The organism is Amycolatopsis echigonensis, from assembly GCF_002846615.1.
GTDB lineage: Bacteria > Actinomycetota > Actinomycetes > Mycobacteriales > Pseudonocardiaceae > Amycolatopsis > Amycolatopsis echigonensis.
Window position 1 is genome coordinate 5,490,575 of sequence record NZ_PJMY01000003.1, and the last position, 15,696, is coordinate 5,506,270.

The window sequence follows — 15,696 nt, forward strand, 5'->3', positions numbered from 1 at the left end:
TTCCACCGAGAACCCGGAGGACGTTCACTTCCCCGAGAAGAGGTCAGGGAACCGTCACGACGATCTTCCCCGCCTGGTTGCCGGATTGCATGTACCGGTACGCGTCCACCACGTGTTCGAAGCCGAAGACCCGGTCGACGCGGGGCCGGAGGCACCCGGACCGGATGGCTTCGCTGACCAGGGCTATTCCGCGGGCACGCTGGCCAGGGTCGTCCACGTGGTTGAACATCGAGTACGGGTGGAACACCGCCCGCGCCCGGCACATGGCGGCAGCTGGGACCACTGGCTGGCGGTCGGTCAGCGTGCCGTACCCGAAGACGGTCGCGCCCGGAGCCAGGTGGTCGGCGTAGCGCTGCAGCGAATCGCCGCCGAGGGGGTCGAATGCCGCCTGCAGTCCTTTTCCGTTGCTGGCGCGGGAGATCGCCTTCGCCAGGTTCTCGTCGCCTACGACTACCTCGCTCGCGCCCGATTGCCGCAGGATCTCCGCCTTCGCTGGCGACCGGGTGGTCGCGACCGCGGCCACGCCGAGTTCCCGGCACAGCTGTAGCGCGCCCAGCCCCGCGGAGCTTGACGCAGCCGTGATCACGACGGTGTCGCCCTCGCCGAGATCGCAGACCTCCTTGAACGCGAAGTACGGCGTCAGATACTGCATCCAGATCGCGGTTGCCTCATTGTCGTCAAGCCCGTCGGGCACGGCGGTGACGTAATCGTCCGGCACGACCGCAGTCGCGCCCTGCACGCCGTTCTGCGTGAAAAACGGGATGGTGGTGACCCGGTCCCCGGGGGCGCATCCGGTGACGGCGGCACCGGTTTCAGTGACCACTCCGCAGGCTTCAGAGCCTATTCGGGACGGGAAAGCGGGGATTGTGTAGTGCTCGCCGGCCAGGTACATGAGGTCCGCGCGGTTGAGCGCGAACGTCGAGACGCCAATGCGCACGTCGTGCTCGCCCAGCGGTCCTTCCGGCCACGGTCCGACGCGCAGGACCTCGGGCCCGCCGAACTCCGTGAAGTAGACCGCGTCGGAGCGGCTCATCGCGGATCCTTGGCGAGATGCGGTTCCAAAGGGCTCAGGAATGGCGCGTATTCGTCCACCGCGGGGCTTTGGTAGCCCAGTTGCCCGGACACCGTCCAACCCTGCAGCGCCGCGGCGTCGGCCAGGAACTCGGCATAGCGGAGCGGGGCGACGGTGGCGTCGATGACGGGCACGCCCAGTTCCGCCTGCAGGGTGCGGTAGAACCCGAACTCGATGGTGCAGCCGAGGATCACGGCGTCGGCCCGGTCCTGCTCGACGGCGGCGCGCGCCTCTTCGAGGATGCGTCGCTCGGTGAACGCCGGGTCGGTCTGGAAGTCGTTGACGCCCATGCCGAGTTCTCGGAAGGAGGCGAGCGAACGCTCCGCCCCGTAACGGTGGATGTTCTCCTCCATCTCGGGAATCCACTTCGCGCGCCCCACGAGCACGGAAAACCGTTCGCCGACGGACTGGGCGGTCCGGATGCAGGCCTCGGCCGGGGCGGTGACTGGCATCCGCCTGGTCACCTCTTTCGCGGCGCGTACAAACGGGTCGTAGAAGCATCCGATCACCATGGCGTCGTAGCACTGCTGCTCGGCCCAGAGCACGGTCCGCAGCGAGGGCTCGGCCACCATCAGTTCGTACGCGTTGTATTCGAGGTGGACGGGCCCGGTTCCGTCGAGCGACGCCACGTCCAAGCGGGTGTCCTCCCGCGCCTCAGCACGCAGGCTGTCGCCGATCGGGACGTCGTAGGCACTGTTCATGACGGGGTTGAGCCAGAGGATTCTCCGTGTCACGTGCTTGCTCCTTGACGGTGCGATGTCGCCTCTTCGGCGGTTTGGCCATCGAGCATCGTGCAGATGAATTCCGTGAGGTTGTCGCCGAGGATTTGCCGCGCGAGGTCCGCGCCGAAGCGTTTCTCGGCTGCTTCGGCGAGCGCGGCGAAATCGGCTGGGCGTTGCAGTCCCGCGGTTTTGGGGATCTGGGTCCAGTCGACGAGGAGGCCGGTGAAGATCGGGTCGACGACGTCGGCGACGTCGTCGATGAAGTCGGTGCCGAGTCCCACCCGGTCCGGTCCGAGCAGGCCCATGGCGTGCTCCATGTGGTTCAGGAACCGGTCCAGGGTGGGGACTTCGTCGGTCAGGAAGGGACCGAACGCGTTGAGGGCCAGGAATCCGCCGGCCGCGCCGAGCATCGCGATCTGGTCGTCGGTGAGGTTGCGCGGGTGATCGGCCAGCGCACGGCAAGAGGAGTGCGACGCGATGAACGGCTTGCGAGCGACCTCGGCGAGGTGGAAGAAGCCGGCCTCGGACAGGTGGGAAACGTCGACGATGATGCCGACGTCTTCCATGCGCCGCACGGCTTCGGCTCCGAGCTTGGTGAGGCGGCCGCCGGTGTCGCGCTCGGCGATGCCGTCTGCCATCATCGTGCGCCGGTTCCAGGCCAGCGAGCACATCCGCACGCCCTCGCGCCGCATCACGTTCACGAGCTCGAGCGAGTGGCCGAGCGGCTCGGCTCCCTCGATCGCCAGCAGGAGCGCGATTTTCCCGGACGTGATCGTCTCGGCGATTTCGGCGCGGGTCGAGACGAGCGCGACGGCGTCGCGGTGCACGTCGGCGATGTGGCGCGCTTCCTCGATCATCAGCAAACACCGGCGCAGCGCGCCCTCGCCCACGAACTGTTCCTCAGTCGCCACCGGGAGCACTTGGAGGCTCACGCCGCCCTGGCGAAGCTGGGGCAGCCAGAAGTCGCCGAAGGGGTCTTCGTGTCCCCGTTCGCGCAGATGGCGCACGGCCATCAGCAAATCGTTGTGGCAGTCCGCGACGCGGTAGCTCATGGGCGCTCCTTTGCGGCGGCTTCGAGCACGGCGTCGAGCGTGGCTCCGTCGTAGTAGAGGTACGCGGAGCTCAGCACTCCGTTCGTCACGGTCACGATCGAGCAGCCTGCGACATCGAGGTCCGGCACGCCCGGCCGGCTCGAGGTGCCGGACATCCGCCAGCGGACGACGGCACGGTCGCCGACGGCGAGGGTTTCGTCGACCTGCCGGCGGTAGTCCGGATACACCGCGCGGAGTTCGCGCATCGCGTCGGAATCGTCTTGTGCGGAGCCGACAGCGGGCTGGCCGTTGACGGCGACGTCGAGGTCGGCGGCGACTAGCGCGCCCATGGTCTCGAAGTCGCCGACGTTCTCGGCGCTGTTGTAGGCGAGCCAGATCGCGTCGGCGTCCATAGTCTGTTCCTTCATGACTTGAGCGGCCCGGCTGCCTTGACCTGCACCCGGCACGCTTGGCCGGGGACGTAGGACAGCGGGACTTCGTGGACGGACGTGATGCGGACGGCGCCCGGGTCCGCGCCCGAGCGGATGGCCGCGTTGACGGCGAGTTCCCGGGCCTCGGCCAAGCACGCCTCGCGGCCTTTGTCCTCGTAGCGGAATACTCGATCGACGGTGCCCGAGGCATCCGCGATGGCGGCGCCATAAGCGTTGGCCACAGCGTGGTGCTCCGGCCGCACTACCTCGGTGACGCCCGGCACCTTGTCCGGCACGAGGTGAGAGCCGCCGCCGACGGCGATCAGCGGCAGTTCGTGCCTGCTGGCTTTCATGCGGTCGGCGATGATCCGGATCTGCTCGTCCACCCACGCCAGGGCAGCATCGACGGTGTCGGGGGAGACGGACGCGACAGACGCCGGGTCCCCGAACCCGGTCAGCCGTCCCGCCCGGGTGGAGATGTCGGACAGCGTGAGGGTGGAGCCTCCGCACACGAGCGCCTCGGACACGACGCGGTAGCCGACGGAATCGGGCCCCACGGTCACGTCGCGTCCGGTGCCGCGCACCACGGTGCCGCCGCCGAGGCCGATCGAGATCAAGTCCGGCATGCGGAAGTTGGTGCGCACGCCGCCGACCTCGATCGCCGCGGTGGACTCGCGGGGGAAGCCGTCGACGAGGATGCCGATGTCGGCCGAGGTGCCGCCGACGTCGACGACGAGCGCATCGGAGAGGCCGGCGAGCGAGCAAGCGCCCCGCATGGAGTTCGTCGGTCCGGACCCCAGCGTCAGGACCGGGAAGCGGGCGGTCTCCTCGGCGGTCATGAGGGTGCCGTCGTTCTGCGTCAGGAAGGAGTCGATGCTCAGCCCGTTATCCGCCAGCGCGGTCTGGAAACCGTTGACGACGTCCCGTGCCACGCCGAGGAGGGCGGAATTCAGCACGGTGGCGTTTTCCCGTTCGAGCAGGCCGAGCGCGCCGACTTGATGGCTCAGCGACACGGGGAAGTCCGGTCCCAGTTCCTCGGCGATGATCTCCGCGGCCCGCAGTTCGTGGACGTGGTTCGCGGGGGAGAAGGGCGCGGAGACCGCGACCGCGGCGACCGTGCCGGCGCAGCGCGTCGCGAACCGGTGGACCGCGTCCTCGTCGAGCGGGGCGATCTCGGAGCCGTCGAACTCGTTGCCGCCGCCGACGATCTCGGCCGGGCCCATGATCGTTTCGAGCAGGTCCGCGGGCCACGAGACCCCGGGGCGGACGCCGCGCGAGGCCGGTGCCGCCAGCCGGATCACGCCGACCCGTTGGAGGCCGCGGCGCTGGATGATCGCGTTGGCGGGGTGGGTGGTGCCGAGCATCGCCTGGGTGATCCGCTCCTGGTCGACCTCGGCGACAACCTTGGACAGCGACGCGCGGATCCCGTCGAAGGGATCGGGGGTGGTGGCCGACTTGGTGGCGGCGACGACCTTGCCGGCGCTGTCCACGACGACCGCGTCGGTGTTGGTTCCGCCGACATCGATACCGATTTTCAGGCTCATGGGGCGGCTCAACCTTTCAGGGGGACGTAGTCGACGTCGTAGCCGAAGGCAGCTGGACCGACGATGTCGAGCATCCCGTCGCGCTTCCAGCCGTCGGCGCAGGGCAAGCCGAGGACACGCACTCGCTGGCCGTAGGCGAGGCTCTCGGTGGTGATCGGCTCGGCCGTCTCGAAATCGAGCATGCAGATCAGGTCCGGTGGCGTGACGACCGGACGGCCGTTCTCGATCGCGAGCAGCAGTTCGTTCTGGATTTCGATCCGGAGCGTCCGGCTCGGGTCGGCGAAGTCCTCGATGGTGACCGTGCCGCGCGCGAAGCCGGTCGTGGTCCGCCGGTCGAGGTCGATGATCTTGCCGTCGAACACGACCCGGCCGTCGGCGAAGTCCAGGAACCGGTCCCAGCTCCCTTCCTCCTGGCGCTGCACCGCGCGCAGGAGACCGCCGATCTCGCTGCAGAACTGCATCGAACCCCACACGGCCGCGTCGCGCGCTTCGGCGACTGTCATCGGATAGGCGGCCAGCGCGTTCGCGAGTCCGAGCATCATGGCCGAGCCTCGGACCAGTTTCTCGCCGACTTGGTTCGAGACAGTCTCGAACGCGATCCGGTTGCCCTTCTCGTCCGCGAGGCTCATCGGAGAAGCGGACAGGCCGGCCAGGGTGAACGTAGTCATCTCGATCTGCGGGAAAGCGCGGCGCATGCCGTCGGCGTCCACGCAGGGAACGCCGAGTTCGGCGGCGACGGCCAGCGGAATCAAGGTGTTCATGCCGCCGACCTCGACCGGCATGATCGCGTCGATGTCGCGCCCCAGATAGGAGACGAGCGCGCGCACCGCATCGGCGAATTCGCTGCCGGACGGGATCTTTTCGATGATGACCGTCGGCGCGCCGACGACCGCCACGGTCGCCAGCTGCGCCGCGGCGGGAAGTTCGTCGAGGCCCACGATGTCGATCGGACCGTGGTCGTTGATCGCCTGCTCGACCATGAGCTTGGCGATGAACGGATCACCTCCGCCGCCGGTGCCGAGTAGTGTCGCGCCCAGCGTCAGCTGATCGAGCGCGTCCAGTGCGAGTTTTCGCATGTCGCGAGTGTCCCTTCCCGAGCTGTCCTGCGAAGAATCGTTGGCAGGGACGGTAGAACCCGGCCGCGCTCGCCGACGATGGGCACTTCGCACTGCTTCGCCGGAGGTCGTTGGACCGAACGCCCATTGGGGCGGCTCGGCGGCTCGGTCAGGCTGGGCAGGTGACTCAACTACCCGACGGATCCGACCTGCTCCTGCTGACGGCCAGCGAAATCGACGGCCTTCTCTCGACGGACGAGGCCGTCGATACGCAGCGTGCGGCGTTCACCGCATTGGCCGCGGGGCAAGCGTTCCTCGCGCCCCGGATCCTTTCCGAAGGGACCCATGGCGACACCGCATTCGCTTACGTGGCAAGGCAATCTCTCGACGCGGGGGTGGTCGCGAAGATTGGTTGCGTCGTGCCCGCCAACGTCGCCCGCGGATTGCCGACCATTCACGCGATGGTAGTCGCCCTCGACGCAGTGACCGGACGTCCCGCCGCGCTGCTGAACGGCGAAGCAGTCACGAAACTGCGCACGGTCGCTGCCTCGATGCTGGCAGCCCAGACCCTTGCCCCGCCGCCCGAGGCGGTGGCGGTCATCGGCTACGGAACCCAAGGTCGCGCGCACGCGGACGCGATCAGGCGCCGTTACCCCGGCGCCGAGGTTCGCGTGTGGGCGCCGCATCTGGAACCCGGCACCATTTCGGACCGGATCACGGCGTGCCGGTCAGGTCGCGAGGCTGTCGCCGGTGCGGGCCTCGTGATCACTTGTACCACGAGCCTCACGCCGGTGCTGGAAGCGGACTGGCTCGCCACCGGCGCGACCGTGATCAGCGTCGGATCCTTCGGACCGAACCGGCGCGAGGTAGGCGACGACATCCTCGCCAGGTCCGCCGTGGTCGTCGACGATGCCCCGACTGCCCTCGAGCACGCAGGCCCGGTCAAGCACGCAATCGCCGCGGGCGTGCTCGGACTCGACCGGATCACGACTCTGGGGGAAGCGCTCACCCAGGGTTTCACGCGCCCGCCCGACGCGGAGTGGACCTACTACAACACCGTCGGCGTCGGAATTCAGGACGCTGCGGTCACCGCGGCGATTCTCGACCGCGCGAGCAGCACCGGTGTGGGACGGCGGATCCCGTGGTGAACCAGCCTGACATCACCGTCGTCGGTGCCGGTGCGGTCGGCCTCTCCACAGCCCTGTTCCTGGCACAGGCCGGCGCGAGCGTGGAAGTCGTCGACAGCGGCGGCATCGGGGCGGGCGCCTCACGCAACAACGCGGGCTGGGTTGTGCCTTCGATGAGCGAGCCAGTGCCTTCTCCGGCAGCGCTTCGTGCCGCAGCGAAATGGTTCGGCCGCAGAGACGGCGCCCTCAAGATCGGACTGGAACCGTCCGCCGGGTACGTCTCTTTCCTTGCCCGCATGCTCTTCGCTGCCCGTCCCGCGGCCTACCGGCGGGGGCTGGCGGCGACCGCGTCGCTCGCGGCCGGAGCAGTCGCGGCATTCGACGAACTCGTCCGGCTCGGCGTGGACTTCGAGCGGCACGCCCGCGGCGTCCTGCTGCTCTTCGTCGAGGAGCACGGCATTCAGTCTCATCTCGACGACCTCACAGTCATGGAGAAGCTCGGCCTGCCGGGCGCGGAGTTGCTTGCCGGCAGGGAAGTCCGGGAGCTGGAGCCGGAGGCGGGCCAGGGCGTCGTCGGTGGCATTCTGTGCCGCGGCGACCAACACGTCGCCCCTTCTTCCCTGGTCGACGGATTGGCGGCCGCGTGCGCGCAAGCCGGTGTGCGGCTGCGTCTTCATGCCCCCGTGACGCAGATCGCCGAAGGCGTCGGGTGCGTGCGCCTGACCGCGGGCGGCGTCTCCTTGTCCACCGGTGCTTTGGTGCTGGCTGCCGGTGTCGGCACTCGCGCACTCACCGCGATGGTGACGAAGCCGGTCCGCATCCGCGGCGGAAAGGGCTACGGATTCGACTACCGGCCAGCACCGTTCACACTCGGCCATGCCGTCTACCTGAGCGACCACAAGGTCGCCGTGACACCGTTGGACCAGGGGATCCGCATTGCCGGAACGATGGAGTTCGGGGCGGAGAACAACAAGATCGATCACCGCCGCGCGGCCGGCGTCGCCAACGCGATGCGCGCGTACTTCCCCCGCTGGCCGGTCCGCGCTCCCCGGGCCTGGAGCGGGTTGCGACCCCTCACCCCGGACGGACTGCCGGTCGTCGGACGCCTGCCGACGCGGGCGCCGATCTACGTCGCGGCTGGCCACGCGATGCTCGGGATCACCCTCGGACCGATCACCGGGAAGCTGCTCAGCAGGCAGATCGTGACCGGCGAATCCGATCCGCTGCTCGCCCCGTTCGCCCTGGACCGGTTCCGGTCGGCCCGGTCCAAGAGAGGCTGACCCCAAGTACATCGCCGCTACGACCAGTCGGCTCAGGTGCGGGACGCCCTCGCGGCCAGTTCCGCTTCCCTCGTCAGAAACGCCCGGCGGACGCCAGACAGGTGCTGCGGTTCTGCCACGTTCCCGCGTGATCGGCCAGGCGGACGAGCCGCTGTCAACGGCGGCCGAGAACCGCTCTCGCTGGATACCCCGAGGAGGCCTTGTGCGGTTCGCACAGGAACCCGGATTTGGGTTGAGCAGATTGCTGGTCGCCGGGCTTACGGTGTCCTCGTAATCTTCGGATCGTCGCCCGGGGAAGGACGTGCCATGAGGCAGCTCGGCAAACCGGAGTTGGCCGAGTTGACGCTCGGCGCCACGTTGCTGGGCAACGGCGGCGGGGGAGACCCGGCCCTCGCGAGGCTCATCGCGGAGCAGGCCATCGACGACTACGGGCCGGTCACCGTCGCCAAACTCGACGAGTTCCCGGACGACGCGCAGCTGGTCACGGTCGGGGTAGTGGGCGCGTCCACGGCCATCGTCGAGAAAATCCCCGCCGGCCGGGAGTTCATCGCCGCGGTGCGCGCTCTCTCGTCGTACCTCGGCCGCAAGGTCGACGGCATCATGCCGGTCGAGGCAGGCGGGATGAACACGCTGATCCCGCTGGCGGTGGCCGTCGAACTGGGCGTTCCTTGCGTGGACGCGGACGGGATGCGACGCACTTTCCCGCAGGTCGAGATGACCACGTTCACCCTCGGCGGCATCAGCGCGTCCCCGATGAGCCTCGCGGACGAGAAGGGCAACAAGATCACCTTCGAGGCGATCACGAACCAGGTGGGCGAACGACTGGTCCGCGGCTCGGCGATGATGCTCGGGCTGGCGAACGCCTTGGCCTCGTACCCGATGACCGTCGCCCAGGCGAAGGCGACCGCGATCCCCGACTCGCTGGAGTACTGCAGCACGATCGGCCGGTTGCTGCGCGCGATCCAGCGCCGGGAGAACGGCGCGTGGCAGGAGTTCCTCGAGTTCACCGGAGGCCGGAAGGTCTTCGAGGGGAAGATCATCGACCTGGACCGGCGGACGACGACCGGCTTCGCCCGCGGCACGGTGACGATCGAGGGGTTCGTCGATCCGACCTGCACGATGCGGATCGAGATGCAGAACGAGCTTCTGCTCGCGATCGAGGACGGGCTCCCCGTCGTGACGCCGCCCGATCTCATCTGCATGCTCGACCACGACACGGCGGAACCGGTCACCACGGAGTCGCTGAGCTACGGCGAGCGGGTCACGGTGCTGGGCTTGCCTTGTGCCGAACAGTGGAACCGCGAAGGGTTCCTCGACGTGGTCGGGCCTGCCGCCTTCGGTTACTACGTCGATTTCGCTCCGCTGAACGGGACGATTCGATGAATGGGGATGCCGGAAGCGGCACCGTCGCATCGCAGCGCGATCCGGACGGACCGGGCGTCTGTCTCGGCGAGGTGCTCAGGTGGGGCCGGCTGGCCGCGGCCACTCTCCTCGGTGGCGAGTCCGCCCTCGACCGGCGTGCGACCCGCGTGCTGATCGCTCCTGCCGGACGTTCGCGCGAAGGCGGCTTTGCCGGCGCCATCGTCCTGCTGGACGGTCGTGAACTCGCTCTCGACACGTACCTGGTGGACGTCACCCTGCGCTGGATGGGCGAGGCAGGCGCGATCATGCTCGTTGTCGTTTCTCCGGAACAGCCGCCGGGCATCGCCAGCTGCCGTCTGGCCGACCGCAGCGGGGTCGCGCTGGTCGAGACCGACGACACTGTACTCGAGCTGGCCGACGCGCTGAGGGAGCTGGTCGAAGCGCCGCAACGCGTGCTGGCCAGGGTGATCGTCGACGCGGTCGACAAGCTGGCCCATCTGTCCCCCAGCAGCGGGGTCGCGGGCGTCCTGGACGTCGTGCGGCAGGCTCTCGGCGCGCAGGTGTCGCTCATCGCCGCGGAGGGCGAGCTGCTCGCCGGGGATCCTCTGACGCCGCCCTTGCTCCGCAAAGACCAGGTCAACGTCCAACTGTCCACTGTGGTCGGCACAACCCACCGCGTCACCCAGCCGGTGACGCTGGCCAGCGGCGAACGGCCGAGCTTCTGGATCGTCGCCGAGCTGGAGGCGCCGGGCGAGGTGCGCACCAGCGCGGCCCGGTCGTTGCTGAAGATCGGCAGCAGTTACGTCGCCAATCGGCTGATTTCTGACCGGCTCGAACAGGAACGCGACGCCCGCGCTCGTCTCGGCGTGCTCAACGCCATCATCGCCACCGCCGGCCGCCCGTCCGCAGCGCTGGTACAGCAGGTCGCCACGCTAGGGTGGATCACCGACGGCTGGGCCACCGCCGTGCATCTGCGGATCGCCGGGCCCGTCGACTCGATGCAGATCCTGGCGCTCACCGATCCGGTGCGGGCGCTCTTGGCGGAGGCCGGCTTCGACGGTCCCCTCGTCGAACGCTCAGACGGCTGGACGACCTGGACCGTACGGCTTGTGGAGCCACCGGCCGCGAGTTTCGCGCACGACACCGCGGCGGTCCGCCAGGCAGTACGACGTTTTCTGGAAAAACGGGACCACCTCAGGGTTTATGCCGGGATCGGCCGGCCGTACCTCGGCCTGCAGGGACTGAAACGCAGCCTCGCCGAAGCCCACGAGGCGATGACCATCGCCCAGGGGGCCGGATCCCGCAGCGGCGTGCAGCACATCGACGAGGTCGGCCTGCAACGGATCTTGGTCGGCTGGTACAGCTCCGAGGAGTCCCGCGACCTCGCGCGCAGCCTGCTGCGCCCGGTGCTCGAGATCGACCGGCAAGAGGAGCTGCTCAGCACCCTCGAAGTGTTCCTGGACAACGAGTCCTCTCCGACCGTGACGGCCGAAATCCTCGGAGTCCATCGCAACACCGTCGTGAACCGGATCTCCCGGGCAAAAAGCGTGCTGTCCGCGGACCTCGACGACCCCGACGAGCGGCTCGCGGTCCAGCTCGCGTGCCGACTGGCGAAGCTGCGCGGCTGAGAAAGCCGGTCACCGCACTCGCCGGGAGGCAGTGCGGTGACAGGCTCACAGTGCTGTATCGCGTGCGACCGCTACGCGAGCTCCCGCCCTTCCGTTTCGGGTATCACCACGGCGAAAACTGCTGTCGCGACGAGGAAAAGGTCGATGAAAAGAACAGTCGAGGAGAAGCCGCTCGCGTGTGCCAGGAGAATCCCGACCACGCTGGGCGCGATCGTGTTCGCGACGCGCTGGCCGCAGAAGCCGACGCTGTAGCCCAAACCCCGTACCGGCGACGGATAGATCTCGCCGACCCAGGTGTCCCAAACCCCCCATGCGCCAAGGCTGAAGAACGACAACACGAAGCTCCCGATGTACAACTCGGCAAGCGTACTGGCGTTCGCGAAATAGAATCCGCCGGCCGCGGCAGCGAGGACGTAGCCGACGAAGATCTTCTTGCGGCCGTACCTGCCGGTGAGCCAGGAAGCGCTGACGTACCCGGGAATCATGAACACCGCGCTGATCGCGGCGAACCCCAGGCTCGAGGATGCGGACAGACCGCGCTGTTCGAGCAGGGTCGGCAGCCACGTCTGCAGGCCCCAGTATCCCCAGGAGAACAGGAAATTCACGACCAGCTGCAAAACAGTGATCCGGCCGAGCCGTCCCCGGAACAGCGCCGCGAACGAACCCGCCCGCACCTCGGGCACGGACAAGGACTGCGCGCTGAGGTTCTCCGCGTCCGCGGCGCCGAGCCGCCGCAGCGTTCGCAGCGCCTCGTCCTGCCGGCCGCGCTGGACGAGCCAGTACGGCGACTCCGGCACCCAACGTCGAATGACGAGCACCCACAGGCTGGCGACCGCGCTCGCGATGATGACACCGCGCCATTCGTGCGCACCGAGCAGCGCGGTGACGCCGACAGCGAGCAGCATGCCGAGCGGCCACCCCGCTGCCAGGTACACGGCGAGCCGGCCGCGATGCCGTACCGGCAGCAGCTCTTCGAAGTAGGGGAACGTGATGGTCAAGATGCCGGCGAAAAGGAAACCCGCCACGGCCCGCGTCACGAGAAGCATTTCGTAATTGGGGGAGAAGCTGCCGACCAGGGTGACTACGCCGTAACCGGCGAGACTCCACGTGCAGGTCGCGCGCCTGCCGATCCGGTCGGAAATCGGCCCCCAGGCGAGAGCGCCGGGGATCATGCCGAAGAAGAGCGCGGAGATGACAAGGCCCAACTGCGCTGCGGTGACGCGCAGTCCGGCCTCCACCCCGGGGGCGATGTAGGTCAGGCTCAGCATCTCCCACGACTCGATGGCGAGAGCGGCGTAGAGCGCGATTCCGATCTTGACGTGGACCCGCGACAGCGGCATCCGGTGGAACATGGACCCGACTGAGACGGTCGCGGCTGACCTGCCCAACGCCTCTGTCGACGGGGCGCGGGTTCGGCCCGCTTCTTCGCTGCTCATCGGACGACCTCCGGGCGGACGGCTTGAGAAGTGTGCGAACTGTAGGCACCCGGTCATTCAGCCGACGATGTGCTGTGCGCACTGCTCGAGCAGCCCGGCTTGGGCGATGCGTCCAATCCCGGCGGGGCGAAGATCGGAATACGCGCGGGGTCGCCCCCGAATCGTGAGCCTGCGTGACACTCAGCGTTCCTCCGATCAACAGGTCACGGACGCGGTTGAGCCGCATCTCCTTCGCGAACTGGTACGGCGATTTCCCCGTCACCTCACAGAAGAGGTGCGAAAACGCCGACGGGCTGAGCGAAACCCGTTACGCCATATCGGTCACCGTCAGCGGCTCGGACGTGTTGTCCTGCACGTAGGAGACGACCTCTCTAACCGGGTTGCGCGCCACCACCGCGATTTCCAGCAGCCGCGGGTACTGCTCAGTTGCCGGATCCGGTACACCATCTCGGCCCGGTAGATCGGCGCCACCACCCGGCGGTCCGCACCGGTTCCCGTCGCCTGGTGAGTGGTAGCGACGTGCGGCACCGGGGCCACCAGCGCGGTCGACCCGATCGACGCGATCGCTGACCTATACCTGTGGCTGCACGTCGCTCACAGGCGGATCCGGGACATGCCGATGACCACGGGGTGCCTGCGGGGGGTGCCCGGAGGACGGGTGCGGGCGGCGGCCCTGTCATCATGAGATGGTGAGTTCCAAGACGTCGGCGGGGCGAAGCGAGACCAAGGCGACCGTGAGCCCGGGTGCGGTTCGGGAGGCCGCGCTGACGTTGTTCGCCGAGCGGGGGTACCACGGCACCGCACTGAGCCAGATCGCGGACGTCTTGGGCATCCGCACGCCGAGCCTCTACAACCACATGAAGTCGAAGCAGGACCTGCTGCGGGACATCATCGCCGACACCACCGAGCAGGTGTGGGCGGATTACGAGCAGGCGGTGCACAGCGTCGGCGACGTGGTGGAACGGCTGCGTCGGGCAGCGCGTGTCTATGCGTTGCGGCACGCCACCCACCGCCGTGAGGCGATCATCGTCAACCGCGACGTCGACAGCTTGGAAGAACCAGTGCGCTCGGAGGTGCTCGAGCTGCGCCGCCGCCATGCCGGTGCCATCCGCGACCTCATCGAGGAGGGCGTCCGCGAAGGCCGGTTCACAGAACCGGAGCCCACCTTGGCCGCATTCGGCATCCTCGAAATGTGCGTGAGCATCGCCCGGTGGTTCCGGGAGGACGGCCCGCAGTCGGCCGAAGCCGTCGCCGAAACCTACAGCCGCTATGCGCTCCGCGTCGCCGGCCTGAGCTGACCGGCCCTCGGTCCGACTCTCCCGGCCGACCCCTTGTGCAGTGAGAAGGGCAGCGCTACCCTCTCAAAACTAACGAGCATTAGTTAGTAACTTGTCCCGTCAGGAGTGCTCATGCTCAGAGTCGAGCTGATCCGTCCCGTGCCGCAGCTGCTCGTCGAGCAGGCTGCGCGGTGGGGCGACAAGATCGTTTTCAGCGACGACCGTCGTTCAGTCAGCTACCAGGACCTCGCCGACCGCACCCGCCGGGTGGCCGGTCACCTGGTCAGCGCGGGCATTGCCCGGGGTGATCGCGTGCTGATCTACCTGGACAACAGTGCGGATATCGCCGAGGCCTACCTCATGACGACCCGGGCTTCGCTGGTCGGCGTCTGTGTGAACGCCGATGCCGCTCCCGCGGAGATCGAGCACATGCTCGTCGACTCCGGCGCCTCGGTCATCATCACCGACCGGGCCCACCTCGCGCACGCCCGCGAGCTCGGCCGCCTCCGGGGCGCGATGGTTCTCGTGGTCCGGCCGGGCCGGGTCGAGGACGCGCGGTCGTACGAGGAACTGGCCACCACCGAGCCTGCCGGCCCGCCGCGCGACGACCTGGGACTGGACGACGCCGCGTGGATGCTTTACACCTCCGGGACCACCGGTCGGCCCAAGGGTGTTGTGCTCACGCAGCGCGGCTGCCTGTGGGTGGTGGCCGCGTGCTGGGCCCCGATCGCCGGAATGTCCGAACAGGACCGGGTGCTGTGTCCCTTGCCGCTGTTCCATTCCTACGCGCTGGTCCTGTGCGTGCTGGGAGTGTTCGCGACGGGCGCGACCGAACGCATCCTGCCCAAATTCTCGCCCGGCCGGGTGCTCGATTTGCTGGCCACGGAGGACTTCACCATCCTGCCCGGGGTGCCGACCATGTTCCAGTACCTCGTGCACTCCGCCCGGGAACGCACGGTCGATGCCGAAGGACTGCGGCTGTGCCTGTCCGCCGGGGCGATCCTGCCCGCTGCCCTGAACGCCGAATTCGAGGAGGTGTTCGGAGTCAAGCTGCTGGAGGGCTACGGCATCACCGAGACCTCGACGATGGTCACCATGAACACCCCCGACGGCGGGCGTGTGCTCGGCTCGTGCGGGCTGCCGATGCCGGGGATCGGGGTGCGCCTGGTGGACCCGGTGAGCGGTCGCGATGTCGGCGTAGGCGAAGAAGGCGAGCTGTGGGTCAGCGGACCGAATGTGATGCGCGGCTATCACAACCTCGACGAGGCCACCGCCGAAGTGCTCCAGGACGGCTGGTACCGGACCGGAGACTTGGGCAGGCGCGATGCCAACGGCTTCCTGACCATCAGCGGCCGGACCAAGGAGCTCATCATCCGGGGCGGGGAGAATATCTACCCGGCCGAGGTCGAAGCCGTGCTGCTCAAAGCGGACGAGGTCCGCGATGCCGCCGTGGTGGCGCGTGAGCACCCCGATCTCGGCGAGGTGCCGGTGGCGTTCGTCGTCCCGGAAGAACCGGGAAAGCTGGACGTCGACGCGCTCTTGGGCCGATGCGCCCGCGAACTGTCGAAGTTCAAGGTCCCGGCAGGCGTCTTCGAGATCGAGTCGATCCCGCGCACAGGCTCGGGCAAGATCATGCGGTTCCTTCTGCAGAAGCAGTTGCCGACGCCGGCCGGCTGAGGGGCCTCGCGTCATTGACCTGGCATCCGGCTGCCCGTAGCATGCAAACTAACG

At 68.3% G+C, this 15,696-nt stretch carries 13 protein-coding genes; 6 read left to right on the forward strand and 7 right to left on the reverse strand.

Annotated elements, in window-relative coordinates:
- Positions 1 to 43 precede the first annotated feature (43 nt).
- Genes ATK30_RS31140 through ATK30_RS31165 form a run of 6 tightly spaced genes read right to left on the reverse strand, consistent with a single transcriptional unit; the run spans position 44 to position 5,876 of the window.
- Positions 44 to 1,033, reverse strand: coding sequence for a zinc-dependent alcohol dehydrogenase family protein (locus ATK30_RS31140; protein WP_101438508.1), 990 nt, complete (start codon positions 1,031 to 1,033; stop codon positions 44 to 46).
- Entirely contained in the window at positions 1,030 to 1,806 is a 777-nt protein-coding gene (locus ATK30_RS31145; protein ID WP_244194789.1) for an aspartate/glutamate racemase family protein, read from the reverse strand. The genes ATK30_RS31140 and ATK30_RS31145 overlap by 4 nt, the downstream gene beginning before the upstream one ends.
- Positions 1,803 to 2,846, reverse strand: a complete 1,044-nt coding sequence (locus tag ATK30_RS31150; RefSeq protein ID WP_101438509.1) for a dipeptidase — start codon at positions 2,844 to 2,846, stop codon at positions 1,803 to 1,805. Before ATK30_RS31150 ends, ATK30_RS31145 begins: the two co-directional genes overlap by 4 nt.
- Positions 2,843 to 3,253, reverse strand: coding sequence for a nuclear transport factor 2 family protein (locus ATK30_RS31155; protein WP_101438510.1), 411 nt, complete (start codon positions 3,251 to 3,253; stop codon positions 2,843 to 2,845). Before ATK30_RS31155 ends, ATK30_RS31150 begins: the two co-directional genes overlap by 4 nt.
- Positions 3,250 to 4,800 carry a hydantoinase/oxoprolinase N-terminal domain-containing protein gene (locus ATK30_RS31160; protein WP_101438511.1) on the reverse strand — a complete coding sequence of 517 codons (1,551 nt, stop codon included), beginning with the start codon at positions 4,798 to 4,800 and terminating at the stop codon, positions 3,250 to 3,252. Before ATK30_RS31160 ends, ATK30_RS31155 begins: the two co-directional genes overlap by 4 nt.
- A gap of 8 nt (positions 4,801 to 4,808) precedes the next feature.
- Positions 4,809 to 5,876, reverse strand: coding sequence for a DUF917 domain-containing protein (locus ATK30_RS31165; RefSeq protein ID WP_101438512.1), 1,068 nt, complete (start codon positions 5,874 to 5,876; stop codon positions 4,809 to 4,811).
- Positions 5,877 to 6,037: 161 nt separating this feature from the next.
- On the opposite strand from ATK30_RS31165, the gene ATK30_RS31170 reads away from it, so the two are divergent.
- From ATK30_RS31170 to ATK30_RS31185, 4 genes are all read left to right on the forward strand, one after another.
- A complete protein-coding gene (locus tag ATK30_RS31170; protein ID WP_158242517.1) occupies positions 6,038 to 7,003 on the forward strand; it encodes an ornithine cyclodeaminase family protein in 966 nt (321 codons plus the stop codon).
- Positions 7,000 to 8,262, forward strand: a complete 1,263-nt coding sequence (locus ATK30_RS31175) for an NAD(P)/FAD-dependent oxidoreductase (protein ID WP_158242518.1) — start codon at positions 7,000 to 7,002, stop codon at positions 8,260 to 8,262. Before ATK30_RS31170 ends, ATK30_RS31175 begins: the two co-directional genes overlap by 4 nt.
- Positions 8,263 to 8,568: 306 nt before the next feature.
- Positions 8,569 to 9,645 carry a DUF917 domain-containing protein gene (locus tag ATK30_RS31180; RefSeq protein ID WP_101438515.1) on the forward strand — a complete coding sequence of 359 codons (1,077 nt, stop codon included), beginning with the start codon at positions 8,569 to 8,571 and terminating at the stop codon, positions 9,643 to 9,645.
- Complete coding sequence (locus ATK30_RS31185) at positions 9,642 to 11,252, forward strand: PucR family transcriptional regulator (RefSeq protein ID WP_101438516.1); 1,611 nt, start codon at positions 9,642 to 9,644, stop codon at positions 11,250 to 11,252. Before ATK30_RS31180 ends, ATK30_RS31185 begins: the two co-directional genes overlap by 4 nt.
- Before the next feature lie 71 nt (positions 11,253 to 11,323).
- On the opposite strand, the gene ATK30_RS31190 is transcribed toward ATK30_RS31185, so the two are convergent.
- Positions 11,324 to 12,688, reverse strand: coding sequence for an MFS transporter (locus ATK30_RS31190; RefSeq protein ID WP_101438517.1), 1,365 nt, complete (start codon positions 12,686 to 12,688; stop codon positions 11,324 to 11,326).
- A gap of 686 nt (positions 12,689 to 13,374) precedes the next feature.
- Between ATK30_RS31190 and ATK30_RS31200 the strand changes: the two genes are divergently transcribed.
- Entirely contained in the window at positions 13,375 to 13,986 is a 612-nt protein-coding gene (locus ATK30_RS31200; protein ID WP_037817664.1) for a TetR/AcrR family transcriptional regulator, read from the forward strand.
- 111 nt (positions 13,987 to 14,097) lie between these two features.
- Positions 14,098 to 15,642: a class I adenylate-forming enzyme family protein gene (locus ATK30_RS31205; protein WP_101438518.1), complete on the forward strand. Its 1,545-nt coding sequence runs from the start codon at positions 14,098 to 14,100 to the stop codon at positions 15,640 to 15,642.
- Positions 15,643 to 15,696: the final 54 nt, after the last annotated feature.